The sequence below is a fragment of the Nocardia sp. NPDC003999 genome, from assembly GCF_053604885.1.
Window position 1 is genome coordinate 462,433 of record NZ_JBSGIB010000001.1, and the last position, 23,505, is coordinate 485,937.

Consider the following 23,505-nt stretch of genomic DNA (forward strand, 5'->3'; position numbering starts at 1 on the left):
CCAGCCGGGTCGCGGACCTCGGTTTCTGTTCGCACGACTACTTAGGACGCAATGATCAAGATCTGTTCGGCCGCCCTGCTCGCCGCGAGTGCGTTCGGCTCGCTGCTGTTGTCGCCCGCCGCGCCCGCGTATGCCCAGTCACCGGCGTGCGGCGCGGCCGTCGACGCGATCAACGCCGCCATCGACGAGTCGGGCGGGAACCTGGACCCGACCGTGCAGCAGTCCCTCGCCGCCAAGCTCTCGGCCATCCAGGCCGACGGCGCCGAGAAGGAAGCCATCGCCGCCTACGCCCGCGCTCTGACCGACGACAAGGTCATGAGCATGGACGCCGCGACGGACGAACTGAACCGAGTCTGCAAGAGCTGATCGCCGGGCGGCGCGGACCCGGGCCGGGTTCGCGCCGTCGCCGGACGAATCGCTAGCGTCCGCGGCGTCGGGCAGGTTTCTTCTTGGCCGGGGCCGAACGACCGACCACCTTCTTGGCCGGGGGCTTCTTCCGCGACTCGTCCTTGTCGGCTCGGGCCTGGCTGCGGGAACTGCGCTCGGAACGGCCACGGACGACGCCGACGAACTCCTCGACCAGATCCGTGGTGCGGCCGGCGGGCCAGGCCAGCGCGACCTCCGTGTCGGGAACGTCGAGCATCGGACGGTAGACGAGGTCGCGGCGATGATGCAGGCGAGCGAGCGAGTGCGGCACGATCGCCGCGCCGCCGGCCGCCGCGACCAGCTCCAGAGCGCCGCCGATCGCATCGACGTCCGAGGTGTCCTGGAGACGCTCGTCGGCCAGGTCGGCCATGCGCACCTCGTCGAACACCGACAGCGGGTGTTCCTTCTGCACCACCACGACCGGGACCTCACGGTAGAGCGGGATCGCGCTCATGCCTTCGCGGTCGATCGGCAGCCGGACGAAGCACATGTCCACGCTCCCCGCACGTAGCGCCGCCTCCTGATCCGCCTGCGCCAGCGCGCTCACCTCGAGCGGGATGTCCGGGAACCGCTCGGCCCAGATCCGGGTCCATTTGGACACCGTGACGCCCGGCACGAAACCCACGCGCAGGGCGGCCGATGCCTCCGGATCGTGCCGCTGCGCCGCCGACTCGGCGCGCGCGATGATCTCGCGGGCCCGCTCCAGCAATTCGCGGCCGTCGTCGGTGAGCTGGGTCGGTTGCGCGCCGGGCACGAAAAGCTTTGTGCCGAGTTCGTTTTCCAAGTCGATGACGGTATGGCTGAGCTTCTGCCGCGAGATGTGCAGCGACTTCGCCGCGCGCGCGAAGTGCAACTCCTGCGCGACCGCGACGAACCAGCGCAGGCGCACGACATCGATCGACTCCAACGGGCTCATTCGTGGAAGCGTATGCCACCGCGCGGTCGGGCCCCGCCGCGCCGCCCAGTAAGCTGGGTCGGTGAGCCCGGACAAGAAACCGCAGATGATGAAGCCGTTGACGGCGGCGAATAAGCTCGGCATCTACCTTCCGGCCGCACCCGAGGAGTTCCGCAACGCGCCGATCTCGCGCACGCAGCTCGACGCGCTGCGCGCCGATCCACCCGAATGGCTCACCGAACTGCGCCGCACCGGCCCGTTTCCGCGCGATGTGGTGGCACGCAAACTCGGCGTCTCCAACACCGGCTTGACCCGCGCCGGGGTCTCCGACCATCTCACGGTCGAGGAGATCGACGCCCTGCTCGCCGACCCGCCGGAGTGGCTCGTGCGCGAGCGGGAGAACTACGCCGCGGTCCGCGCGGAGAACGAGCGCATCAAGACGAAGGAAGCCGAACGTCGCGCCGCCACCAACCGTCCGGCGAAGAACCGCGGCTAACGCTTCCGTCGGGGAAACGCTGGCCCTGCAATGGGCGGCGCGAGGCTATGCCGCCACCCATCATGCGCAGCCGAGATTTCAGTTCTCCGCGGCCAACTGCCCGCAGGCGGCGGCGATCTCTTGGCCGCGGGTGTCGCGGACCGTGCAGGGCACGCCCTTGGCGTTGACACGGCGGACGAACTCCTGCTCGACCGGCTTGGGGCTGGCATCCCACTTGGAGCCCGGAGTCGGGTTGAGCGGAATGACGTTGACGTGGACCCGGGAGCCGAGCGCCTTGTGCAGCTTCTCGCCCAGCATGTCCGCGCGCCACGGATGGTCGTTGATGTCCCGGATGAGCGCGTATTCGACCGATACGCGGCGGCCGGTCTTGTCGGCGTAGTAGCGGGCAGCGTCGAGCACCTCGGCGACCGGCCAGCGGTTGTTCACCGGAACCAGGGTGTCGCGCAGTTCGTCGTCGGGCGTGTGCAGCGAGACCGCGAGCGTCACCGACAATCCCTCGTCGGCCAGTTTGCGGATGGCCGGAGCCAGCCCCACGGTCGAGACCACGACATTGCGCTGGGAGATGCCGAGTCCGTCCGGCGCGGGCGAGGTGATCCGGCGGACCGCGGCGACCACCCGCTTGTAGTTCGCCAGCGGCTCCCCCATGCCCATGAAGACGATGTTGGACAGTCTGCCCGGCCCACCGGCCACTTCCCCGTCCCGCAGCGCGGCGGCCGCGGCACGCACCTGGTCGACGATCTCCGCGGTGGACAGGTTGCGGTTCAGCCCACCTTGGCCGGTGGCACAGAACGGGCACGCCATGCCGCAACCGGCCTGGCTGGAGATGCACAGGGTCGCGCGATCGGGGTAGCGCATGAGCACGCTTTCCAGCAGCGTGCCGTCTCCCGCACGCCAGAGCGTTTTGCGAGTCTCCCCCTCGTCACACGCGACATGCTTGACCACGTCGAGCAGCGGCGGGAACAGTGCCGCGCCGATCTTCTCCCGGACCGCGGCGGGCAGATCCGTCATCCGCGCCGGATCGGCCTGCAATCGCGCGTAGTACTGCCGGGCGATCTGATCGGCACGGAACTTCGGCAGGCCGAGTTCCTCGATAGCCGCGCGCCTGCCATCGGCGTCGAGGTCGGCGAGATGACGCGGCGGCATGCCACGGCGCGGAGCGTCGAAAACCAGGGGCAGGGAGAGGGTCATAATCGTTCCATTCTCCCATCCGAGGCAGACACCCCCGCACTCGACCACATACGCACGTCTCGACATGCTCGGTTCGTCCCGAGGAAATGCGTGCGGGCGTGATAGCCGTCGGCCATGATCGAGATATGTCCACGCATGCCGAACACCCGCCGGAACCGGATCCGGACCTGTCACAGCGTCAGCGCACGACGCCGCCGGGCGCCCCGCCGGTCGTTCCGCCCGCCGTCCCGGTCACGAAGTCTCTTGCCTCGCGCACCGGTTACGCCTGGACCGGACTCGTCGCAGGCGTCTTGATCCTGGTCCTGTTGCTGATCTTCATCGTGCAGAACCTAGAGCAGGTCCAAGTGCACTTCTTCTTCTGGGACTTCTCGCTGCCACTCGGCGTCACCGTGCTGCTGTCGATGATCGGCGGCGCGCTCGTCATGGCCTCGGTGGGCGGCGTGCGCATCCTGCAGCTGCGCCGCGCGGCCAAGAAGGTCTGACGCGCCGGATCACAGCAGCGTGGACAGCACCAGCCAGGAGACGAACGCCGAGGGGAGCATGGAGTCGAGGCGGTCCATGATGCCGCCGTGGCCCGGCAGCAGCGTGCCCATGTCCTTGATGCCGAGTTCGCGCTTGATCTGCGATTCGATCAGGTCGCCGCAAGTGGCCACCAGCACCAGGCCGACGCCGAGGACGACGCCGATCATCGAGTTGGCATCCAACAGGAGCGTCACCGTGAGCAGACCGCCGATCACGCTGAACACCAGGGAGCCGCCGAAACCCTCCCACGACTTCTTCGGGCTGATCGAGGGCACCATCGGATGCTTGCCGAACAGCACGCCCGCGACATAACCGCCGACGTCGGAGCAGACCACCAGGATCATGAAGGTCAGCACCCGCAGATTGCCGTCCGGCTCGAGCAGCAGCAGGGTGGCGAACGAGGCGAGCAGCGGAATCCAGGCCAGCGTGAACACCGTGATAGCGGTGTCGCGCAAGAAGTTTCGTGGAGCTGTCCGTAAGCCGTGGTCGAACAGCCGCCACGCCATGCAGATCAGCGTGGTCGCGGCGAACGCGCCCGCGACACCGCTGGCGCCGTACGGCCAGCCCAGCCAGAACACCGCTTGGCCGCCCACGATCAGTGGAATCCGCGGGACGAGCACATCGGCCTCGCGCAGGCGCTTGGCGACCTCCCAGGTGGCCACGCCGACCCCGGCCGCCGCGACGCCGATGAACACCTTCGGCACGAACAGCAGGATCGCGATCAGCGAGAGGCCGAGGCCGAAGCCGACGGCCAGCGCGGCGGGCAGATTGCGACCCGCCCGCGAACCACTCGAGGCGGGAGCGGTGTGCGCCGCAGCGGGATTCGCGGGACCGCCTAACCGTTCATAACCGGAAGCACCAGCATCGTGCGCGTGCTGTCGCATCGCATCGGCTGTTCCGTTCACCGGCGGCTCCTCTGCCGCACCGGTCGCGGCGGCGTTCTCGGCCACGATTGTCCCGTCGCTCAACTCGTCGTTCCGTTCGTCCCCCGCCCGGGCGGGCCTCGGCGCTGTCACGGGCGGCACTCGCGGTGACGTGGGCCTCCTCCGGGCCCGGTCACGCCTGCCGACCGATCCGCGTCAGACCTCGAGCAGTTCGGCTTCCTTGTGCTTGACCAGTTCATCGATCTGGCCGACATACTTGGCGGTGGTCTTGTCGAGCTCCTTCTCGGCACGCCCGACCTCGTCCTCGCCCGCCTCGCCATCTTTCTGGATGCGGCCCAGTTCGTCCATCGCCTTGCGACGGACATTGCGAATGGCGACCTTGGCGTCCTCGCCCTTGCCTCTCGCCTGCTTGGCGAGCTCACGACGGCGCTCCTCGGTCAGCTGCGGCACCGAGATGCGGATGATGTCCCCGTTGTTGGTGGGGTTGACGCCGAGATCCGAATTGCGGATCGCGGTCTCGATCGGCCCGAGCTGGGCCGCCTCGTAGGGCTTGATCACGACCATGCGCGGCTCCGGCACCGTGATGCTGGACATCTGGGTGATCGGGGTCGGCGATCCGTAGTAGTCGACCACGACCCGAGAGAACATGCCCGGATTCGCGCGACCGGTGCGAATGGTTCCGAGATCGTCCTTCGCCACCGAGACGGCCTTCTCCATCTTCTCCTCGGCGTCGAAGAGCGCTTCTTCAATCACGACCGTTTCCTCCACAGCGTCGTCATGTCATGATCCGCGGTCGGCGGGTATCAGGACCGAACCAGTGTGCCGATCTTCTCACCGGCGACCGCGCGGGCGATATTGCCCTTGGTCAACAAATTGAACACCAGAATCGGCATCTGGTTGTCCATGCACAAGCTGAAGGCGGTCGCGTCCGCGACCTTGAGGTCGCGCTCGATGACCTCTTTGTGGGTGATCTCGGTGTACATGGTCGCGGTCTCGTCGACGCGCGGGTCGGCGGTGAACACTCCATCGACCGCCTTGGCCATCAAGACCACGTCCGCGCCGATCTCCAGCGCGCGCTGCGCGGCGGTGGTGTCGGTGGAGAAGTACGGCATGCCCATGCCCGCTCCGAAGATGACCACGCGGCCCTTCTCCAGATGCCGCTTGGCGCGCAGCGGGAGGTAGGGCTCGGCGACCTGGCCCATGGTGATCGCGGTCTGCACCCGGGTGTCCACGCCTTGCTGCTGCAGAAAGTCTTGCAGCGCAAGGCTGTTCATCACCGTGCCGAGCATGCCCATGTAGTCCGAGCGCGCGCGTTCCATGCCGCGCTCCTCGAGTTCGGCGCCGCGGAAGAAGTTCCCGCCGCCGATCACCACGGCCACCTGGACGCCGGTGGCGACCACCTCGGCGATCTGCTCGGCCACCGTCTGCACCACGTCCGGGTCGAGTCCGACCTTCCCGCCGCCGAACATCTCTCCGCCGAGTTTCAGCAGTACCCGGCGATATCCTGGGCGATCGGTCCCCGGGTCCGTCATGGGTCTCCAGTCTCCTTCGGCGAGGGATTGTCGTTCTTCCGGCGATTCGTTGCTCACGGCAGGCGCCTGTGACGTAGAGCAAGGCAGAGCGGCATCTATCCTGCCTTATTCGGTTGGAGCGGCAGCAGAAGGCCCCCCGTCAACCGGCGTTCGTTCGGTCGGCGGGGGGCCTGCACGCTGAAGGTGCGGCGAAACTCAGTTCGCGCCGACCTCGAAGCGGGCGAAGCGGGTGACGGTGACACCGGCCTCGTCCAGCAGAGCCTTGACGGTCTTCTTCGAATCGGTGACCGACGGCTGCTCGAGCAGCACGACGTCCTTGAAGAAGCCGTTGACCCGGCCCTCGGTGATCTTCGGCAGCGCGGCCTCAGGCTTGCCCTCCTCGCGAGCGGTCTGCTCGGCGATGCGGCGCTCGTTCTCCACGAGGTCGGCGGGAACCTCGTCGCGGGTCACGTACTTGGCCTTGAGTGCGGCGACCTGCATAGCGGCGGCGCGAGCGGCCTCGGCCGCGGCGTCGCCCTCACCGGTGTACTCGACCAGCACGCCGACGGCGGGCGGCAGGTCGGAGGCACGCTTGTGCAGGTAGGTGGCGACCGGCCCGTTCAGCGAGATGACGCGGCGCAGCTCGAGCTTCTCGCCGATCTTCGCGGCGAGCGCCTGCACAGCCTCGTCGACGGTCTTGCCGCCCAGGTCAAGAGCCTTCAGCGTGTCCAGGTCGCCCGGCTTGGCGGACGCCGCCGCGGCGACGACCTGCTCGGCCAGCTGCTGGAACTCCGCGTTCTTCGCGACGAAGTCGGTCTCGGAGTTGATCTCGACCATGACGCCGTCCTTGGCGGCGACCAGGCCTTCGGCGGTGGTGCGCTCGGCACGCTTGCCGACGTCCTTCGCGCCCTTGATGCGCAGCAGCTCGACGGCCTTGTCGAAGTCACCGTCGGTCTCGGCCAGCGCGTTCTTACAATCCATCATGCCGGAGCCGGTCAGCTCCCGGAGCCGCTTCACGTCGGCAGCGGTGTAGTTCGCCATTCTCGGCGAGCCTCCTTTGGAGAAGTGTGGATGTTGACAGCGGCGATCACGATGGCACTGGCTCGTGATCGCCGCCGAAACAGCTGGTTACGAGTCCGCTCAGGCCTCGGCGGAGGTCTCTGCGGCCTCGGCGCCAGGGGCGGCCTGCGCGAGCAGCTCCTGCTCCCACTCGGCCAGCGGCTCGCCCGCGCCCGCCTCCGGCTTCTCGTCGCCCGAGGACAGACCGGCGCGCGCCTGCACGCCCACGGCCACCGCGGAGGCGACGACCTTGGTCAGCAGGGCGGCGGAGCGGATCGCGTCGTCGTTGCCCGGGATCGGGTAATCGACCAGGTCGGGGTCGCAGTTGGTGTCCAGGATCGCGATGACCGGGATGTTCAGCTTGCGCGCCTCACCGACGGCGATGTGCTCCTTGTTGGTGTCGACGACCCAGATGGCCGAGGGCACCTTCTGCATGTCGCGGATACCGCCGAGGGTGCGCTCCAGCTTGTTCATCTCACGCGTCAGCATGAGGATTTCCTTCTTGGTGCGACCCTCGAAGCCACCGGTCTGCTCCATGGCCTCGAGCTCCTTGAGGCGCTGCAGACGCTTGTGCACGGTGGAGAAGTTGGTGAGCATGCCGCCCAGCCAGCGCTGGTTGACGTAGGGCATCCCGACGCGAGTCGCCTCGGCCGCGATCGACTCCTGGGCCTGCTTCTTGGTGCCGACGAAGAGGACGGTGCCACCGTGGGCGACGGTCTCCTTGACGAACTCGTAGGCCTTGTCGATGTAGGTCAGCGTCTGCTGCAGGTCGATGATGTAGATGCCGTTGCGGTCGGTGAAGATGAACCGCTTCATCTTCGGGTTCCAGCGCCGGGTCTGGTGTCCGAAGTGTGCGCCGCTGTCGAGCAGCTGCTTCATGGTTACGACAGCCATGGCTCCCGTATCTCTCTTTCGTTTGCCGGTTGACGCAGCGAATCGGCGATCCGCTGCCCTGGCGCCACCGAATCGTCGGACCCGACCACGAAGGTGGGGACCAGCCGGCGATTCCCTGTTCCGAACACGCTGCCGCGAACCCAATTGTCTCGAGCTCGATTCGAACAGCGCCGCTGTGAACAAGCACGGTGGCGCGCGAAGTCGGTCCATGCACGCACAGACCGCTCGATCAGTTTACGACCTCGGGGCACCAGATCTAAATCGGTCCGATCCGAAGCCTCCGACCAGGCGGAACGGCGGCTTTCCACAGTCGAGCGGGTTATCCCCATTCCACGGATCGAGCCCTCGGCGACGCCGGAGCCGCGGAAGGGTTGAGCCATGAAACCGATCTCCACCGCGACAACCCTTCTTCTTCCGCTGTTCTTCGCGCTCGGCATTGTGACCGCGCCGCCGGTCGGGGCCGAGACGCCTGCCGTGAAACCCGGGCTCGGGGCCTGCACGGGCTCCGTCTGCCTGCCGTCTCTGTCCGGCCTGCCGCGTCGCGCGCCGCTGCCCTTCCGGCAAGCCGGACTCGGTGGCGGTAAGGACGACCGGCATGAGACGAGTTCCGCCCCCGGTAGCGACCTGTGCGCACCGCCCGCACCCCTCTGCGGGCCGTAGTCGGACCTCCCGGCGCAGCGCGAATGACCAGGTCGAATGCGATGCGGCGGCGGTCTTCTTCGGCGCTGGCTCTCGGCATCGCCGCGATCGTCGCGGCGGCGCCGACCGCGACAGCCCGACCCGAAGGGCGATTCGACTGGCCCCTGCAGCCGCGCCCCGCGGTGGTTCGGCACTTCGACAAACCCGCGCAGAACTGGCTACCGGGGCATCGGGGGGTCGATCTGGCAGGCGCCGAGGGGCAAGCTGTGCTCGCGGCGGGAGAGGGGATCGTCATTTTCGCCGGAACGGTGGCCGACAAGCCGGTCGTTTCCATCGACCACTCCGGCGGGCTGCGCACGACATACGAGCCCGTTCGCGCCGAAGTCCCCGTGGGAAGGCGGGTCGGACGAGGTACCCGGATCGGCACGCTGGAGTCGGGGCACCTGGGATGCGTGGCGGTGTGTCTGCACTGGGGAGCCCGCGTCGAGGGCGGTCTCCACCGCAACCGTGAGTATCTGGACCCCCTAGGGCTTCTGCATCTCACTCCCCTGCGGCTCAAGCCGGTGCGTCCTGGTTCCAGCGTCGGACGATCCGCCGCGTCGCAGCGCATCGGTCGGCGGCCTCGGCGCCCCCGGACCGGCGTGTCTGCGGCAGAAGGTGGCGAGACCGTAGGCCGTGGGGCGAAGATCAGGACATGGCGGATGGACTGGAGCCGTTCACGTACTCCGAACTCGGCGCGACCCGGGGTGTGGCGCCGGAGGGCTATCACGGGTTACGGCTGCGGCGGCGCATCGGCCGGGGACGCGCGCTGTTCGAGCAGGCGGGGGCGCAGATTCTGGCCTACCGCGTGCAGAAGGGCACCGGGATCTTCCGATCCGCCGATACTCCGACGGCCGAGCCCGGCACCGCCGTCACCGTGCGGCTCGGAGTCGGGCCGTTCGGGATCACCGCTCCGTGCCGGGTGGTGTACGTCCTCGACGAACCCGACCGGCGGGGTTTCGCCTACGGCACCCTGCCCGGGCACCCGGCCTCCGGTGAAGAATTGTTCGCGGTCGAGTACGACTCCGCCGACGACATGGTGTACGGGCTGATCGTCGCGTTCTCCCGCCCAGCCACCTGGTACACCCGGCTCGGCGGACCCGTGATGCGGCTGACCCAGCGCTTCGTTGCGGGCCGATACCTCGCGACATTGCCGACGTCCGATTGAACGATGACGGAACGGCCGTACGTTCGGAACAACCGAAAAGTGCTTTGTATCAGAACTTTTGATCAACCAGCAGGGCAGCGACGACGGGGCGATACTGTTCCGGTGACCGGCGAACCCGAAATGGCCGAGGGTCCTGTGAATTTCCCTGTGGACAGCGATCCGGCCTCGCCCATTTACGGCGAGGCACTCGACAGCCGTGCCGAGATCCAGGAGATCATCGAATCTTCTCGACTGATGGGCGTCGAGTCCCTTTCGTTCGACCAGATGATGACCTACATCACGGCGAAGCGCGAATACCAAGCATCGGCCTATGCCGACACCGAGGCCGTCGATCGAGCTCGGCGCGACCATGAACTGCAGGCGGAGTCGCGCCGCACCGAGCTGATCAAAGAAGAGGCGGAGGCGAAGAACAAGATCCTGGAGGCGCGCTACCGCGCAGGACTCGCCGCCGCGCTGGTGGCGGGCACGGTGGCCGGAGTCATGTTCGGCATCGTCAAAGGTCTGCCCGCACAGGAACTGACGCAATACCTGGCGCCGGTGTCGGGCCTCGCCGGGATCGTGGTCGGCTATTTCTTCGGCCGCGAGGCGAGATGAGCAGAGCGCGGACTATGGTGTGACGATCGCGAAATCGGGGTCCGGGGCGTCGAAGATGTCGACCAGTTCGGCGAGCTTGGTGACGTCTCCCTCGATGACGATGTCGCCGGCGGCCGCCGCGACGCCGAAGTCGTCGCCGGCCAGCAACACGCGGATCAGTGTTGCCTTGGCCAGCGTGAAGGTGGCATCCGCTTCCGGCAGGGACATGCCCGGGGCGACGTCGAAGTGGGTGAGGCGGCCGTTGCGCAACTCGAGCCGATGGGTGCGGTCCTGGTCGGTGAGGATCCAGTCCGTCACCAGCCGATGGTTCCACGCCTTCGGGCCGTCGACGCGCAACGCCAGCGCGTCGAAGATCTGGTCGACGGACAGCGCCGCCGCCATGGTGGCCGATTCCGTCTTGGTGGGCGTGCCGAACGAGCCGTAGCGCAGTTCGTAGGCGCCGCTGAGATAGAAGTTGCGCCACGTGGCGTTCTCCGCGCCGTAGCCCAGTTGCTCGAACGTGCTGGCCTGCAATTCTTTCGCGGCGTCGTTGTCCGGATCGGCGAAGATGACATAGTTGACCACCTGCGCCACCCAGCGGTAGTCCCCGGCGTCGTAGGAGGCCCGCGCTTTGCGGAGCACTTCTTCCGCACCGCCCATGAATTCCACGTGCCGCCGGGCGGATTCGACCGGCGGATGCTCCCACAGATGTGCGGGGTTGCCGTCGAACCACCCCATGTAGCGCTGATAGACAGCCTTCACGTTGTGACTGACCGAGCCGTAGTACCCGCGCGCGTGCCAGGCCTCCTCGATGGCGGGCGGGAGGGCGACCAACTCGGCGATCTCCGCGCCGACGTAGCCCTGGTTCAGCAGGCGGACGGTCTGGTCGTGCAGATACCCGTACAGATCCCGTTGCAGCGAGAGGAACTCCACCAGGCGGTCGGTGCCCCAGGTCGGCCAATGGTGCGAGGCGAAGACGACGTCGGAGTCACGGGCGAACAGGTTGATCGCCTCGGTCAGGTATTTCGCCCAGACATGCGCGTCACGCACCAGCGCGCCGCGCAACGTGAGCACATTGTGCAGGGTGTGGGTCGCGTTCTCCGCCATGCACAGCGCGCGACGGTCGGGGAAGTGGAAATTCATCTCCGCGGGCGCTTCGGTGCCGGGCGTGAGCTGGAAGACCATCCGTATGCCGTCGATCGTCTTCTCTTCCCCGGTGGCGGTGATGTCGACGGTCGGGGGGATCAGCGTGACCGTGCCGACCGACGTGGTCTGGCCCAGCCCGGAGCCCACCGCGCCCAGCGGACCGCGCGGTAGCACGGCGCCGTACATGTACCCCGCACGGCGCGCCATCGCCGTGCCAGCGTAGATGTTCTCCGCGACCGCGTGTTCCAGGAATCCGGCAGGCGCCAGCACCGGGCAGCGTCCCGTCTCGACCTCCTCGGCGGTGATGACGCCGCAGGCTCCGCCGAAATGGTCGGCGTGCGAATGCGTGTAGATCAGACCGGTCACCGGGCGGTCGCCACGATGCGCGCGGTAGAGCGCGAGACCGGCCGCGGCGGTCTCGACCGAGATCAGCGGATCGATCACGAGGACTCCGGTCTCGCCTTCGACCAGCGTCATATTGGAGATGTCGAAACCACGGATCTGATAGATGCCCGCGCACACCTCGTACAACCCCTGTCGCACCGCGAGGCCGGACTGCCGCCACAGGCTCGGATGGACCGAGGGCGGGCAGGGTTCGCGCAGGAACGAGTAGGAGTCGTTGTCCCAGACGACGGTTCCGTCTTCGGAGGTGACCACCCCGGGTTCCAGCGCGGCCACGAAGCCGCGATCGGCGTCGGCCAGGTCGGTCCTGTCGGCGAATGGCAGCGCGGCGATCGCACGCTCGTGCTCCGCGACGATGAAGCCGCTCGGCTCGCTCGCTGTGCACATTGTCGTCCTCCTGTCGTCTCGGCCAACTTTGCTGGGCCGCTACCCGATCAAGGCAGCGGTTCGAGAGAACCGGCCGCCGCGGCGGCCAGCGCGACCACGACCACGGCCGCGGCCGTCGCGGCGATGACGCGACCACCGTGGGCGTAGCGGCCCCGGCGAAGACCGCGGTTGCGCAGATAACAAGCCCCCGTCAGCGCCGCCATCGCGATCGCGGCTCCGATGGGCGCGACCGCGGCCGCACGCCATCCGCTGCCGAGAGCCTGATGCAGGAACAGCGTGCCGACGACCATCGCCGACACGGCGGTGCGCCGCCACGCCAGTGCGGTGCGTTCGGCGGATAGATGTGGCGCGCTCACCGCAGCAGCACCGCCACCGCCGCCAGTACCGAGACGATCGCGATGCCCGCCGACAGGATCGGCACCAGCACCGTCTCCGGCAGCGGATCGCCGCGCCGCATGGCCACGCCGATGCGCCGCCAGTGCCCGTACGCGCCGATCGCGACGACCGCCGCCAAGACCAGGCAGCTGAGCGCGATCGCGCGCCGCAATCCCGCGATCCGGAACGACTGAACCAGTGTGTGCACCGCGACGCCACCGGCCAGCAGTCCGAGCGAGGTCCGCATCCAAGCCAGGAAGGTGCGCTCGTTGGCGAGCGTGAAGCGGTAGTCGAGCTCCTCCTCACCCTCTTCCCCTTCGGCTCCGGGGTTCGGGTTCGGGAGCGTCACGCCGCCTCGGTTCGGGTCGAACGACATCGGGCGTCCGCCCACCTGCGCCTCGCGAGGGCGACCCGCTCGCGCCCCGCGGGTCTGCATGTCGTTGCGCCAGGCGGTGTTCCGATGCGCAGGAGGACGCCGGACTGCACGGTGGTCACGACACACCACGCTAGTGGGGATCGGGGCAGCTCGCGGCGCACCATCACCGGCGGCGGGAACGCGACCGACTCCGTCACGTGTCCTGAGAATCTTGTCCGGGCGAGCACACTGACCATCGAGCGGTCCGGTCGGCCGGCCGAAGACCCGAACGTTTCTGAATAACTCAGCAACCAGAGTTTCGGCGCGTATCCAGTACCGGAAATCACTTGCGCAAGCCACCCGAAATCGTGCGATATCCGCTGTTCACAGCGCCCATCAGCGACGCAGGTCCGGTCGGCGACGATCACGGGCACACTCCATAACTTAGAGCGCTGGCAAACGATCCGCTAAGCCAGGCTAACCGCAGCCGCGCCGGACCGTCCACGTACCCCACCCGCCCGTGACCGGGTGGTTATGCGGAAGGCACGTCAGATCGAGATCGCGTCTTCGAACGTCATCGCCAGCCGCGAGACGGACGACGACATCGACGCACGCCGCGGCAGACCGAGCGACCGGAGTTCCGCGGCGATCGCATGGTCGCCCAGCGTCAGCTCCGCCCCGCCGAAACGCGCACGCATGCCGGAAGGCCGCATCTCCCAGCGCGTGCAGCGAGTGACGCCGTCGATGTGCGAGTAGGCGTCGAACGAGGACGCCGCGGCGCGACCGTTCGGGGTCGCGAATCCCGGCCGCACCGTGAGATCGGCGATGAGCTGCCCGTCCTGGTGCAGCGCGCCGCTGCGCGTCCGGCCGTCGTGATCGACGACGAATTCGGCGAGTTCCTTCGGAAAGCCCCAGATGCCACGCCCTGCGGCCAAAGTGAACTCGCCGTCCACCGGCAGCTTGTGGATGAACACGCCGGCCTGCCCGGTCACCAGCGCCCGCAGGTCGCCGATTCCGGAGGGCGCCCCCGCGGTGTGGTGGCGCACCATGAACGAGACGCCGAACTCGTTGTACGGACCCAGATCGCCGTCGACGTAGTCGACGAAGACCAGCGTGCACATCGCCCGCCCGCCCGGGAGCCGGAGAATCCCCAAGCCGGAGTAGTCGATGAGGCGCTGCGCCCGTTCAGCGGGCACCAGATAGGTGGCCATGAACGCGTGCGCGAGCCGGATGCGGACCGGCATGCGCACCTCTCGGCCGAGAACGGTGTGCGTGCTCACGTCAGACGCCTTTCTGCGCATCGACGCTCGGGCGCGCCGCGTGGCCATGCGTGATCCGGTACCGGATCACGTCTATAGAACACGTTTCAATTTATCGGCACAATCCCGATTTTCAGCCCGTTTCGACTACCGAGAACCTGTTTCATGTTTGTTCAGCGTCACCCACGGGCGATCCCGCCGCCCGCGACTCTTGCCCGGGTTCCCGCAGGTTGCGCAGGCGAGCTTCCAGGCCATCGAGGACGCAGAGCAAGCCGAAGTCGAACGCCATCGCACGCCCGGCCTCCTGGTCGGTCGGCACGGTCGCCCGATAGTCCGCCAGCATCTCGGGATAGTCGCCGGCCACGTCCTGCATCACGCGCAGCACGCCGTCGGCGTCGATCTCCATCCCCTCGGATACCTTGTCCCATGCGATCTCCGGAATCACCTGGCCTAAGACGAAACACATCACCGTGCCGCTCGCCAGATAGATGTCCACGCCATGAAAACCCGCCCGGACGAACGCGCGGCGCAGCCGATCGCTCAAACGCAGCGAGTTGGGGCCGATGCTCGGCAGTTGCCCGACCAGCGACGCCATCCATGGGTGCTCCCTGATGGACGCGCGCAAGTTGTAGGCGAAGGTGTTCAGCAGTTCACGCCAGGACGCCTCCTCGGGCTCCGGGGTCCGGACCAGACCCCAGAACTCATCGAGCACCAATTCCAGCAACTCGTCCTTGTTGGAGACGTGCCAGTAGAGACTGGTCGCCCCCGCACCCAGTTTCGCGCCGAGCTTGCGCATGCTCAGCGACTCCAGCCCCTCGGCGTCGAGAATCTCGACGGCCGCCGCGATGATCTGCTCGCGGCGCAGCCCGGGCGATTTGGGCTGGCGCGGCTGCTTGGTCCATACCGACGCGAACTGCTTGGTCACAACACGATCTTATAATCGCTCGCACACTGTTCGAGTTTCTCGTACGCTGTGCGAGTGGAATCGAACATTGTGCGAGACCCCCGGCGCTGGTGGGTCCTGGGGGTCCTCTGTCTGTCCTTGCTGGTGCTGATGCTCGACAGCACCGTGCTGAATCTCGCCATCCCCTCGCTGATCCGGGAACTGGGCGCGACACCGTCGGATGTCCAGTGGATCCTGGACGCCTACGTGCTGGTCTTCGCCGGGCTCCTGCTCACCGCGGGCAGCTTGTCCGACCGGTTCGGCAGGCGACGAGCGCTGATCACCGGGCTCGCCGTGTTCGGGATGGCCTCGCTGGCCGCCGTACTGGCGACCGAACCGTGGCAGGTCGTGGCCGCCCGCGTCGCGATGGGCGTCGGTGGGTCGCTGTTGATGCCGTCGACGCTGTCGATCCTGATGACCAGCTTCGCCGAGGACGAACGGCGCACGGCGATGGCGGCGTGGTCGACGGTCTCCATGGTCGGCATCGTCGCCGGTCCCACGCTGGGCGGCTTCCTGCTCCAGCACTACTGGTGGGGATCGGTCTTCCTGCTCAATATCCCGGTGGCGGCGCTCGCGATCATCGCGGCCGTCGTGCTGATGCCGGAGACCACCGGTGAGCAGCGACCGGTCGACATCGTCGGCGTCGTCCTTTCCGTCGTGGCGCTGAGCGCCACGGTCTACGTGATCATCGAACGGGAATGGAACTTCGGCGTGCTCGCGCTGGCCGCTGTCGCGGCGACCGCCTTCGTCATCTGGGAGAGCCGTTCGGCACATCCGATGCTGCCGTTGGCGGTGTTCCGCAGCCGCGATTTCACCGGCACCTGTTTCACCCTGTTGCTGATGGTCTTCGGCATGGGTGCGGTCATGCTGATGCTCACTCAGTACTTGCAGTTCGTACTCGGCTACGGCCCGATGAAGGCCGGACTGGCGTTGCTCCCGTACGCCGTGGCCGCCGCGGTCTGCAACGGCCTCGGCGCGACGCTCGGCAAGACGCTGAGCAACAAGACACTCGTCGTGTCGGGCCTGCTCGTCATGGGAGTGGCCTTCGGCATCCTCGCGCTCGGGAGCGGATATCTCTGGGTGCTGGTCAGCATGCTGGTGATGGGTGTGGGCGGCGGCTTGGCGGGTCCGGCCGCCTACGCGGCCATCATGAGCGCCATTCCGCTGGAGCACGCCGGTGTCGGCTCCGCGATGAACGACACGATCCAGCAAGTCGGCATGGCGATCAGCATCGCCGTCCTCGGTAGCGTGCTGGCCGGTGTGTTCACCTCGAACATGCCCGCCGACGCGCCCGACACGGCGCGTGAATCCATCGGCGCCGCCTTCCAGCTCGGCTACGTCGAGCCCGCCAAGGACGCCTTCACCGCCGCGATGTCCACGGGCGCGTGGATCAGCGCCGGATTCAGCATCGCCGCCGCCGCGCTCGGCGCGGTGCTGCTGCGCGCCCGGCGTCCGCAACCGGCCGAGCAGCCGGATCCCGCTCCGGTCGCGCACGGCTGATCGTTTCGGCGGGCCGCGCCGGGCAGGTGAGATCACCGTCCGGCGCGCCACCGCCTGATTCGACGGCCACATTCGGTTCGCGCAGAATAGCGATTCCGATGTCATCTCGCCTCCTCCGGTATGAATGATTCCGACCCGGAGGCTGATGGCCTCTTGCGCTTGCTCCGAGCAGAGTTGGTTGTGTGTTCACACTGAGGCCTTCAACAAACGAGGGCTGGTGAAGCAATCAACCACTGGAGACACATCATGATCACGAACAAAATGCGCGTAACGGCGGCGGCGGTAGCGCTCGCACCGATCATCGCCCTCGGGTCAGGTTTCGCTTCCGCAGCCCCGGACGTAGCACCGGGACCGGTGCAAGTGGCGGACCATCCGGTACCTGTCCAGGTCGAGCCCGCGACACTGGGCCTGATTTGGCCGCTGGGCATTTTCTGCGCTCCTCTGTTGCTGCTTCCGCCGGTGGCCAATGCGGTTGCCGTGGCCGTTTGCGCCGCCTGATCGCGTTTCGTCATAAGCTCGTCGAACACGAGTGCGCCTCGGGCGTAGACCCGAGGCGCATCACATCTGACCATCGATTCCCGTCCCGATGAAGAAATTCGTTTCGAGCCCTATCCCTGCCACGTGAACATCTGGGAATCGACGGTGACGCACGGACAAGTGCGGTTGAATTACCGGATGACCAAGTTCAGGAAACTCGTGGGCGCTGCGGCGGCATTCGCCGCGCTGACAGCGCCGTTCGGAGCACCTGGGACCGCGCAGGCCGCGACGCCATCCGTGCTGGGTGGCGGCTCCGGCATCGTCGTCGGCGGTCAGAACATCTGCACTCTGACCACGATCGGACGCGACTCCGGTGGTCGGCTGGTCGGGTTCACGGCGGGGCATTGTGGTGGGGCGAATGCCGCCATCGTCTCGGAGAACGATCGCGATGCCGGCACCCTCGGCACCATCGTCTACGCCAACAACGACATGGACTACGCCGTCATCGAATTCGATCCGGGGAAGGTGACGCCGGTCAACCAAGTGGGCGGAACCACCATCACCGGCCTGGGCGGACCGGCTCGATTCCCGGACACCGTCTGCAAGGAAGGCAGGACGACCGGCCGGACCTGCGGGCCTGCCTACGGCGATATGTTGACGGGCGGCAATTCGACGTGGAGCCAAACATGTGTCGCCGAGGGAGATTCGGGCGCTCCGCTCGTCGTCGGAACGACACTCGTCGGCATGGTCAACGGTTACTTGGGGGTGCCGTGTCTCGGACCGGAACTCGGCGCCGACATCACCGCGGTCGTCGCGGACGTGAATGCACGCGGCGGGGCAGGGTCCGGTTTTCAGCCGATCTGATCGGATTTCATTTCGTTCCCAGCCGGAGCCTTACCTCTCCTGGTCGGTGATGATGCCGAATTCGATAGCGCGTTCGACCAGGAACAGCCTTTTCTGGTTCGGGGGTAAGGCTTCGACCTGGAATATCCGGAACAGCGCCCGCATATGCGTCTTCACCGTGGACAGACTCAGACACAAATTGTCCGCGATCTGCCGGTTGGAGGCGGGGTACGAGTACGCATCGCGCGCGTCGTACGGGTGACACAGAGCCTCGAGAACCACGTACTGGGCCGGGGTAAGGGAGTTTCGGGTCGGCAGTGGTGAATGGGCGAGAGTCATTTCCTCGTCGAAGGACTCGTCGACCCGCAAGACGAATACCGATCGACCCACGCGAATCATGTCGCCGGAACCGAGCTTCCGCCGACCGCCCACACGTTCGCCATTGACGAATGTCCCATTCTTGGACAATCCGTCGTCGACGATGGTCCAGCATCCGCCCACCCGCTCGAGAATGGCGTGCAGCCGGGACACGGTCGGGTCGGAAGTCACGATGATGTCGGCGGCGACGGAGCGCCCGATCGTCATCCTGGACGCGCCGCCGTCGAGGGAGATCTCCCGCGCCCCGTCCGGTGCGGCGGGCTGCGGCGAGGCGGAAGCGATGGCCGAGCGTCGCCACGCGGACTGCCCCACCAGTGGGTACAGTTCGCGACGCAGGGCCTCCGGTCCGCTGGACGTAGACATCGCTCGTCTTCCCACTCGAAGTACGCCGTGAACTGCGGGCACTGATTCGCTACCTCAAGGGTGCCCTTTCTCAACGCCGATCACATGCGTATTCGACTACTTCGCTGCGCGAGCGAGGCGGTACCGGACCGCAGTGCACGACAATGAACGGAAATCCAACCGACCGGTCTGAATAATGCTGCCTCCAGCGTGGGGCAGTAAGAATGGTCGAGATGAGCGTCATCATTCGACCGCGCACCGAGGGTGATCTCGACGCCTGCGCCGCGGCACTGCGGCACGTCCACGACAGCGATCGGTATCCGGACGTGTGGCCTGCGAACCCGGCAGGCTGGCTGTCGCCGCCCAAACTCCTCGCGGCCCTTGTCGCCGAACACGACGGAGCGGTGGTCGGGCACGCCGGACTCGGCACGGGCGGCGGAATACCGGAGGTCGTGCGCGAATCGGTCGGCGCGGAGACTGTCGTCTCGGTGATCCGGCTGTATGTCGTCCCGGCCGCGCGCCGGGTGGGAGTGGGTTCGCAGTTGCTGACCGCGACTGCGCGCATGGCCGCGAGCCTGGGGCACCGTGCTGTACTCACCGTGGCCTCCGACAGTGGCGCGGCGATAGCGATGTACGAGCGGCACGGTTGGCGGCAGGTGTACAGCGGGCTCGGCGGTTGGCATACCTCGGATGGACAAGAGGCGCGGGTGCATTACTACGTCAGCCCGTGACGGGTCGGATGTTGTCGCTTGTCCACTCACTCCCTTTGTCCGGGAGATCGCGGCCTGCGACGATGCCGGGTGTCGTAGTGGCGGCGCGCGCCGCCTGGGCGGAACCGGCGACCGCACTGCGAAGGTGCGGGTTCGGCAGGGGCGCGACGAGCAAAATGGATGCGGCTCACTCGATAAAGCCCACACGGCCTCCCACGCACACGCGCCGGCAGGCAGGCAGGCAGGCTAAGGCACTGGCCCCGCCCACACTCGCACAGTCCAGCAGGCCAAGAGCACCGGCCGCCCACACTCCGGTAGGCCAACGCACAGGCCACGCCTCCCTCACCCACACTCTCCAGCAGGCCCACGCACGAACCGCCGCCCCCACACACTCCAGCAAGCCAAGGGCACCAGCCGCCCACACTCGCACACGCTTCGGCAGGGCAAAGCACGGACCGCCGCCCCTCACACACTCCAGCAGGCCAACACACGAACCGCCGCCCCCACGCACACTTCAGGATGGCCAGCACGGGCCGCCAGCACTCGCACACGCTCCAGCAGGCCAACCACACGAACCACCGCCCCCAGACACTCCAGGATGGCCAGCACGGGCCGCCAGCACTCGCACACGCTCCAGCACAGGCCAACACACGAACCGCCGCCCCCACGCACACTTCAGGATGGCTAGCACGGGCCGCCAGCACTCGCACACGCTCCAGCAGGCCAACCACACGAACCACCGCCCCCAGACACTCCAGGATGGCCAGCACGGCCCGCCAGCACTCGCACACGCTCCAGCAGGCCAACACACGAACGCGCGCCTTCACGCACACTCCAGCAGGCCCAGCGGCGCGCCACGGGGCCGCCCACACTCTCACATGCTCCAGCAGGCCAACACACGGACCACCGCCCTCCCGGCAGGTCCAGCGGCACGCCACGGGCCGCACGCGCTCCAACAGGCCAAAGCATGGGCCCGGCGCACTGTGCACGTGCGCGCCCGCTGGCGGTACCGGAGGACAGCGTGCCCGGCCATCCGACCGGTTGCCGACGCCGTGATTGGCGTCGACAGCCGGGCTATTTGTCGTCGCCTTCAAGATGCCGCCGTCTCCGCGTGACCCCAAAGGGCCGAAGCCGATGGACGCCGCGTCGCCGAAGGTGAGCTGCATGCACTCGTTCGCTCGGCCCTCACCCGGACCGATCACTTGGGTATCGGCGAAACCAACGTGCACGCACTACGCCCCGTCGCCGCCACCGCCCCACGAGCGGGTCAGGCGCGGGGGTGAGCCTGGTCGTGCACCTTCTTGAGACGGTCGATGGAGACGTGGGTGTAGAGCTGAGTGGTGGCCATGCTTGCGTGTCCGAGGAGTTCCTGGACCACGCGCAGGTCGGCACCGCCCTCGAGGAGGTGGGTCGCCGCGGTGTGCCGCAGACCGTGCGGCGCCAGGTCCGGTGCGCCGGGGATGGCCGAGACCACCTCGTGCACAACGGTTCTGGCCTGGCGCTGATCCAAGCGCCTGCCGCGGCGGCCGAGCAGCAGCGCTCGACCCGAGTCCGCGGTGGCGAAAGCGGGGCGTCCGTAGCGCAGCCAGTTGCCTACCGCCTCGTCGGCGGGCGTGCCGAACGGCGCCGAGCGCTCCTTGTTGCCTTTGCCGAGCACCCGCACCACGCGCCGCTCGCGGTCCACGTCTTCGATGTCCAGCCCGCACAACTCGCTGACCCGGATACCGGTGGCGTACAGCAACTCCACGATCGCCCGATCGCGCAGCGCCATCGGATCGCGCTGCGCGGCACCGGATTCCGCCGCGTCCATGGCACCGAGCGCCTGTTGCCGCCCGAGTACGGCGGGCAGCACGCGATGCGCCTTCGGCGACCCCAAACGCAGTCCGGGATCGACAGGCAGCCGGCCGGTCCGGGTGAGCCACGCGGTGAACGTGCGCGCCGATGACGCCCGCCGGGCCACAGTCGTGCGCGCCGCACCCGTGGCGGCTTGCCGGGCCAGCCACGAACGCAGCAACATCAGGTCCAGTTCGCGAATCGCCGAATCCGCCGATCGCGCGTACAGATGCTCCAGCAAGGATCGCGCGTCCCCCAGATACGCGCGCACCGTGTGCTCCGAGCGGTTGCGCCCGAGCCGCAGATGCCTGCCGTACTCCGTCAGCAGCGCTTCCAGATCTTCGGGCAGTTCCTCCATGCCTCCACCGTCCCCACCCGTGGCCCGGATGGCAAGCGACCGCGCCGAACACGCTCATCGACCCCGTACCGTTCGGTGCCAACCGCTTTCGTCACTGGACACCAGACCCGCCAATTCGAGAGCGGACAAAGTCGCACGGACCACCGGAAGCGACAATCCGCACTGCCGGGCGACCTCCAGTGGGAGTCGTGAGCCGATTCTCGGCAGCGCGGCGAAGACCAGCGCGTCGTCTCCGGTCAGCTGATCCTCCGGATTGCCGCCCGGTGCCGTCGCGGGGATCGACAGCCGCAACGGTCCGGCCTCGTCGACGACTTCTTCGGCTCGGGTCACCAGCAGGGCTTCGCCGTCGCGGATCATGCGGTGACAGCCCACCGAAGCGGCCGAGGTCACCGGACCCGGCACGGCCAAGGCGGGACGACCCATGCGGCGTGCCCATTTGACGGTGTTGCGCGCGCCGCTGCGCAGGCCCGCCTCGACGACGAGCACGCCGTCGGCGAGAGCGGCGATCAAGCGGTTCCGGGCCAGGAACTGATGCTTCTGTGCGGTGACGCCGGGCGGGTATTCGCTGACGACCAAGCCTGATTCGGCTATATCGGCCAGCAGGCGTTCGTGCTGCACCGGATAGGGCCGGTCGATGCCGCAGGCCAGCACGGCGATCGTGGGGCCTTCCACCGCCAGCGCTGCCCGGTGCGCCATGCCGTCGATACCGAACGCCGCTCCGGACACGATGGTCCACCCCTGCGCGGCGAGGTCGCCCGCGATCTCCCCCGTGACCCGGTTTCCGTAGCCGGTGCTGCACCGCGCACCGACCACCGCCACCGCGCGTTCACTGGATTCCAGCAACGAGCGCGGGCCACGTACCCACAACACCAGCGGTACCGCGCCGTCGCGATCCTTGCCCGGCTCGAGCTGGGCGAGACCGAGCATGCGCCATGCGGGCCATTCCGGATCGTCCGGCGTCACCACGCGCCCGCCGATCCGCTCGACGGTCTCGAGATCCCGCGCCGCGAGGTCGATGTCGCGCCGCTGCGCCGTGGGCCCGCGAAGCGGCTCGGGCAACGCGCACTCCCGCACGGCACGGGCCGCCTCGACAACCCCGACCGACTCGATGAGCGCCGACAGCGGAGCACACGGCCCCTGCACCACCCGCGACAGATACACCCACGCGAGCCGCGGGTCGTCGCATTCACCGGACGACGATCCCGCTCCGCTCACGGGCACACCAACCACCGCAGGCGCATCTACGACCCCAGGAACGCCCGCCGCTGCCGGCGTCTCGACAACCGGTACTCCGTTCGCCGTAGCAGCCACCTCCGCGAGCACAGAGCGATCCGCGCCTGCACTCGAGTCCCCGACTCCAGAGACCGCCACCATCGCGGGCACCTCGACAACGGCAGGCACATCCACCTCGCGCCATTCCGCATTCCCAGCCACGTCTACAACCACGGACAAACCCGCCCGGGCAGGCAGATCTATTGACGCGGGCACGTCCACGGCCTCACGCGCCTGTCCGACACCAGGAACAACCACCTCGGCGACTGCAGGCGCATCTGCGGCTGCGCGCATGTGGGCCCCCGCCATTGCCCCGAAGACCACAGGGGCGCCGACAATCGCTGGCAGATTCACGACGCCGGATAAATCAATGCTTCGAGGCATGTCCACCACCGCAGGCAAATCGGCCGCCACAGGCGCGCTGTCGGCTGCAGTTGCGTTCGCGCCCGCAAGCGCGTCCGCGACCCGCGGCCCGTCCTCGGCGGTGGACACGTCGCCTGCCACACACCCGCTGTCGGCTGCAGTTGCGTTCGCGCCCGCAAGCACATCCACGACCCCAGCCACACGCTCGGCAGTAGGCACATCGACCGCCACACACGCCCTATCGGCTGCAACTACGTCCGCGCCCGCA

At 67.7% G+C, this 23,505-nt stretch carries 25 protein-coding genes and 1 pseudogene; 11 read left to right on the top strand and 15 right to left on the bottom strand.

Annotation, left to right across the window (positions count from 1 at the left end):
* Positions 1-51: 51 nt before the first annotated feature.
* On the top strand, positions 52-366 hold the full coding sequence (locus ACWESM_RS02280) for a hypothetical protein (protein WP_452490789.1): 315 nt from the start codon (positions 52-54) through the stop codon (positions 364-366).
* Positions 367-418: 52 nt separating this feature from the next.
* Here the strand turns inward: ACWESM_RS02280 and ACWESM_RS02285 are convergent, their stop codons facing one another.
* The gene (locus ACWESM_RS02285) at positions 419-1,342 is read right to left on the bottom strand and encodes a LysR family transcriptional regulator (protein ID WP_452490791.1); all 924 of its coding nucleotides are present in this window, start codon (positions 1,340-1,342) and stop codon (positions 419-421) included.
* A 61-nt stretch (positions 1,343-1,403) separates the two neighbouring features.
* Here ACWESM_RS02285 and ACWESM_RS02290 point away from each other — a divergent pair, with 61 nt between their 5' ends.
* The gene (locus ACWESM_RS02290; protein ID WP_397275573.1) at positions 1,404-1,817 is read left to right on the top strand and encodes a DUF5997 family protein; all 414 of its coding nucleotides are present in this window, start codon (positions 1,404-1,406) and stop codon (positions 1,815-1,817) included.
* Between the two features lie 78 nt (positions 1,818-1,895).
* Here ACWESM_RS02290 and rlmN read toward each other — a convergent pair whose 3' ends face one another.
* Entirely contained in the window at positions 1,896-3,005 is a 1,110-nt protein-coding gene (gene rlmN / locus ACWESM_RS02295; protein ID WP_355069932.1) for a 23S rRNA (adenine(2503)-C(2))-methyltransferase RlmN, read from the bottom strand.
* A 125-nt stretch (positions 3,006-3,130) separates the two neighbouring features.
* Here rlmN and ACWESM_RS02300 point away from each other — a divergent pair, with 125 nt between their 5' ends.
* Positions 3,131-3,487 carry a LapA family protein gene (locus ACWESM_RS02300; protein WP_452490793.1) on the top strand — a complete coding sequence of 119 codons (357 nt, stop codon included), beginning with the start codon at positions 3,131-3,133 and terminating at the stop codon, positions 3,485-3,487.
* Between the two features lie 9 nt (positions 3,488-3,496).
* On the opposite strand, the gene ACWESM_RS02305 is transcribed toward ACWESM_RS02300, so the two are convergent.
* The 5 genes from ACWESM_RS02305 to rpsB form a co-directional block, all read right to left on the bottom strand.
* Positions 3,497-4,411 carry a phosphatidate cytidylyltransferase gene (locus ACWESM_RS02305; RefSeq protein WP_379251573.1) on the bottom strand — a complete coding sequence of 305 codons (915 nt, stop codon included), beginning with the start codon at positions 4,409-4,411 and terminating at the stop codon, positions 3,497-3,499.
* 195 nt (positions 4,412-4,606) lie between these two features.
* Positions 4,607-5,164, bottom strand: coding sequence for a ribosome recycling factor (gene frr / locus ACWESM_RS02310; protein WP_355069927.1), 558 nt, complete (start codon positions 5,162-5,164; stop codon positions 4,607-4,609).
* Positions 5,165-5,214: 50 nt separating this feature from the next.
* Positions 5,215-5,943 carry a UMP kinase gene (gene pyrH / locus ACWESM_RS02315; RefSeq protein WP_039799499.1) on the bottom strand — a complete coding sequence of 243 codons (729 nt, stop codon included), beginning with the start codon at positions 5,941-5,943 and terminating at the stop codon, positions 5,215-5,217.
* 195 nt (positions 5,944-6,138) lie between these two features.
* On the bottom strand, positions 6,139-6,963 hold the full coding sequence (gene tsf / locus ACWESM_RS02320) for a translation elongation factor Ts (protein WP_355069925.1): 825 nt from the start codon (positions 6,961-6,963) through the stop codon (positions 6,139-6,141).
* 99 nt (positions 6,964-7,062) lie between these two features.
* Positions 7,063-7,875, bottom strand: a complete 813-nt coding sequence (gene rpsB / locus ACWESM_RS02325; RefSeq protein WP_452490795.1) for a 30S ribosomal protein S2 — start codon at positions 7,873-7,875, stop codon at positions 7,063-7,065.
* A 378-nt stretch (positions 7,876-8,253) separates the two neighbouring features.
* On the opposite strand from rpsB, the gene ACWESM_RS02330 reads away from it, so the two are divergent.
* From ACWESM_RS02330 to ACWESM_RS02345, 4 genes and pseudogenes are all read left to right on the top strand, one after another.
* Positions 8,254-8,535, top strand: a complete 282-nt coding sequence (locus ACWESM_RS02330; RefSeq protein ID WP_355069921.1) for a hypothetical protein — start codon at positions 8,254-8,256, stop codon at positions 8,533-8,535.
* 23 nt (positions 8,536-8,558) lie between these two features.
* Positions 8,559-9,080: pseudogene (locus ACWESM_RS02335) on the top strand (M23 family metallopeptidase); the annotation flags it as partial.
* Positions 9,081-9,208: 128 nt separating this feature from the next.
* Positions 9,209-9,721: a DUF1990 family protein gene (locus tag ACWESM_RS02340; RefSeq protein ID WP_355069919.1), complete on the top strand. Its 513-nt coding sequence runs from the start codon at positions 9,209-9,211 to the stop codon at positions 9,719-9,721.
* A gap of 102 nt (positions 9,722-9,823) precedes the next feature.
* Positions 9,824-10,315 carry a hypothetical protein gene (locus ACWESM_RS02345; protein ID WP_355069918.1) on the top strand — a complete coding sequence of 164 codons (492 nt, stop codon included), beginning with the start codon at positions 9,824-9,826 and terminating at the stop codon, positions 10,313-10,315.
* 12 nt (positions 10,316-10,327) lie between these two features.
* On the opposite strand, the gene ACWESM_RS02350 is transcribed toward ACWESM_RS02345, so the two are convergent.
* The 5 genes from ACWESM_RS02350 to ACWESM_RS02370 all read right to left on the bottom strand — a co-directional run bounded on the left by ACWESM_RS02350 (position 10,328) and on the right by ACWESM_RS02370 (position 15,143).
* A complete protein-coding gene (locus ACWESM_RS02350) occupies positions 10,328-12,229 on the bottom strand; it encodes an alkyl/aryl-sulfatase (RefSeq protein ID WP_397275568.1) in 1,902 nt (633 codons plus the stop codon).
* Positions 12,230-12,276: 47 nt separating this feature from the next.
* Positions 12,277-12,585 carry a DUF202 domain-containing protein gene (locus ACWESM_RS02355; RefSeq protein WP_355069915.1) on the bottom strand — a complete coding sequence of 103 codons (309 nt, stop codon included), beginning with the start codon at positions 12,583-12,585 and terminating at the stop codon, positions 12,277-12,279.
* Positions 12,582-12,980 (bottom strand): YidH family protein, encoded by a 399-nt coding sequence (locus ACWESM_RS02360; protein WP_355069913.1) that lies wholly within the window; start codon positions 12,978-12,980, stop codon positions 12,582-12,584. The genes ACWESM_RS02355 and ACWESM_RS02360 overlap by 4 nt, the downstream gene beginning before the upstream one ends.
* A gap of 527 nt (positions 12,981-13,507) precedes the next feature.
* Positions 13,508-14,239, bottom strand: coding sequence for an acetoacetate decarboxylase family protein (locus ACWESM_RS02365; RefSeq protein WP_397275565.1), 732 nt, complete (start codon positions 14,237-14,239; stop codon positions 13,508-13,510).
* 142 nt (positions 14,240-14,381) lie between these two features.
* A complete protein-coding gene (locus ACWESM_RS02370; RefSeq protein ID WP_355069910.1) occupies positions 14,382-15,143 on the bottom strand; it encodes a TetR/AcrR family transcriptional regulator in 762 nt (253 codons plus the stop codon).
* Between the two features lie 54 nt (positions 15,144-15,197).
* Here ACWESM_RS02370 and ACWESM_RS02375 point away from each other — a divergent pair, with 54 nt between their 5' ends.
* The 3 genes from ACWESM_RS02375 (at position 15,198) to ACWESM_RS02385 (ending at position 18,002) form a co-directional block, all read left to right on the top strand.
* Positions 15,198-16,661 carry an MFS transporter gene (locus ACWESM_RS02375; RefSeq protein ID WP_364427176.1) on the top strand — a complete coding sequence of 488 codons (1,464 nt, stop codon included), beginning with the start codon at positions 15,198-15,200 and terminating at the stop codon, positions 16,659-16,661.
* 246 nt (positions 16,662-16,907) lie between these two features.
* Complete coding sequence (locus tag ACWESM_RS02380) at positions 16,908-17,159, top strand: hypothetical protein (RefSeq protein ID WP_364427179.1); 252 nt, start codon at positions 16,908-16,910, stop codon at positions 17,157-17,159.
* A gap of 177 nt (positions 17,160-17,336) precedes the next feature.
* Entirely contained in the window at positions 17,337-18,002 is a 666-nt protein-coding gene (locus tag ACWESM_RS02385) for a chymotrypsin family serine protease (protein ID WP_364427182.1), read from the top strand.
* A gap of 30 nt (positions 18,003-18,032) precedes the next feature.
* Here ACWESM_RS02385 and ACWESM_RS02390 read toward each other — a convergent pair whose 3' ends face one another.
* Positions 18,033-18,722 (bottom strand): FHA domain-containing protein, encoded by a 690-nt coding sequence (locus tag ACWESM_RS02390; RefSeq protein ID WP_355069905.1) that lies wholly within the window; start codon positions 18,720-18,722, stop codon positions 18,033-18,035.
* A gap of 212 nt (positions 18,723-18,934) precedes the next feature.
* Here ACWESM_RS02390 and ACWESM_RS02395 point away from each other — a divergent pair, with 212 nt between their 5' ends.
* Positions 18,935-19,432 carry an N-acetyltransferase family protein gene (locus ACWESM_RS02395; protein WP_452490800.1) on the top strand — a complete coding sequence of 166 codons (498 nt, stop codon included), beginning with the start codon at positions 18,935-18,937 and terminating at the stop codon, positions 19,430-19,432.
* 1,246 nt (positions 19,433-20,678) lie between these two features.
* On the opposite strand, the gene ACWESM_RS02400 is transcribed toward ACWESM_RS02395, so the two are convergent.
* Together ACWESM_RS02400 and dprA are read right to left on the bottom strand one after the other, a co-directional pair.
* Positions 20,679-21,602: a tyrosine recombinase XerC gene (locus ACWESM_RS02400; protein ID WP_364427191.1), complete on the bottom strand. Its 924-nt coding sequence runs from the start codon at positions 21,600-21,602 to the stop codon at positions 20,679-20,681.
* A gap of 54 nt (positions 21,603-21,656) precedes the next feature.
* Positions 21,657-22,817, bottom strand: a complete 1,161-nt coding sequence (gene dprA, locus ACWESM_RS02405) for a DNA-processing protein DprA (protein WP_452490802.1) — start codon at positions 22,815-22,817, stop codon at positions 21,657-21,659.
* Positions 22,818-23,505 lie beyond the last annotated feature (688 nt).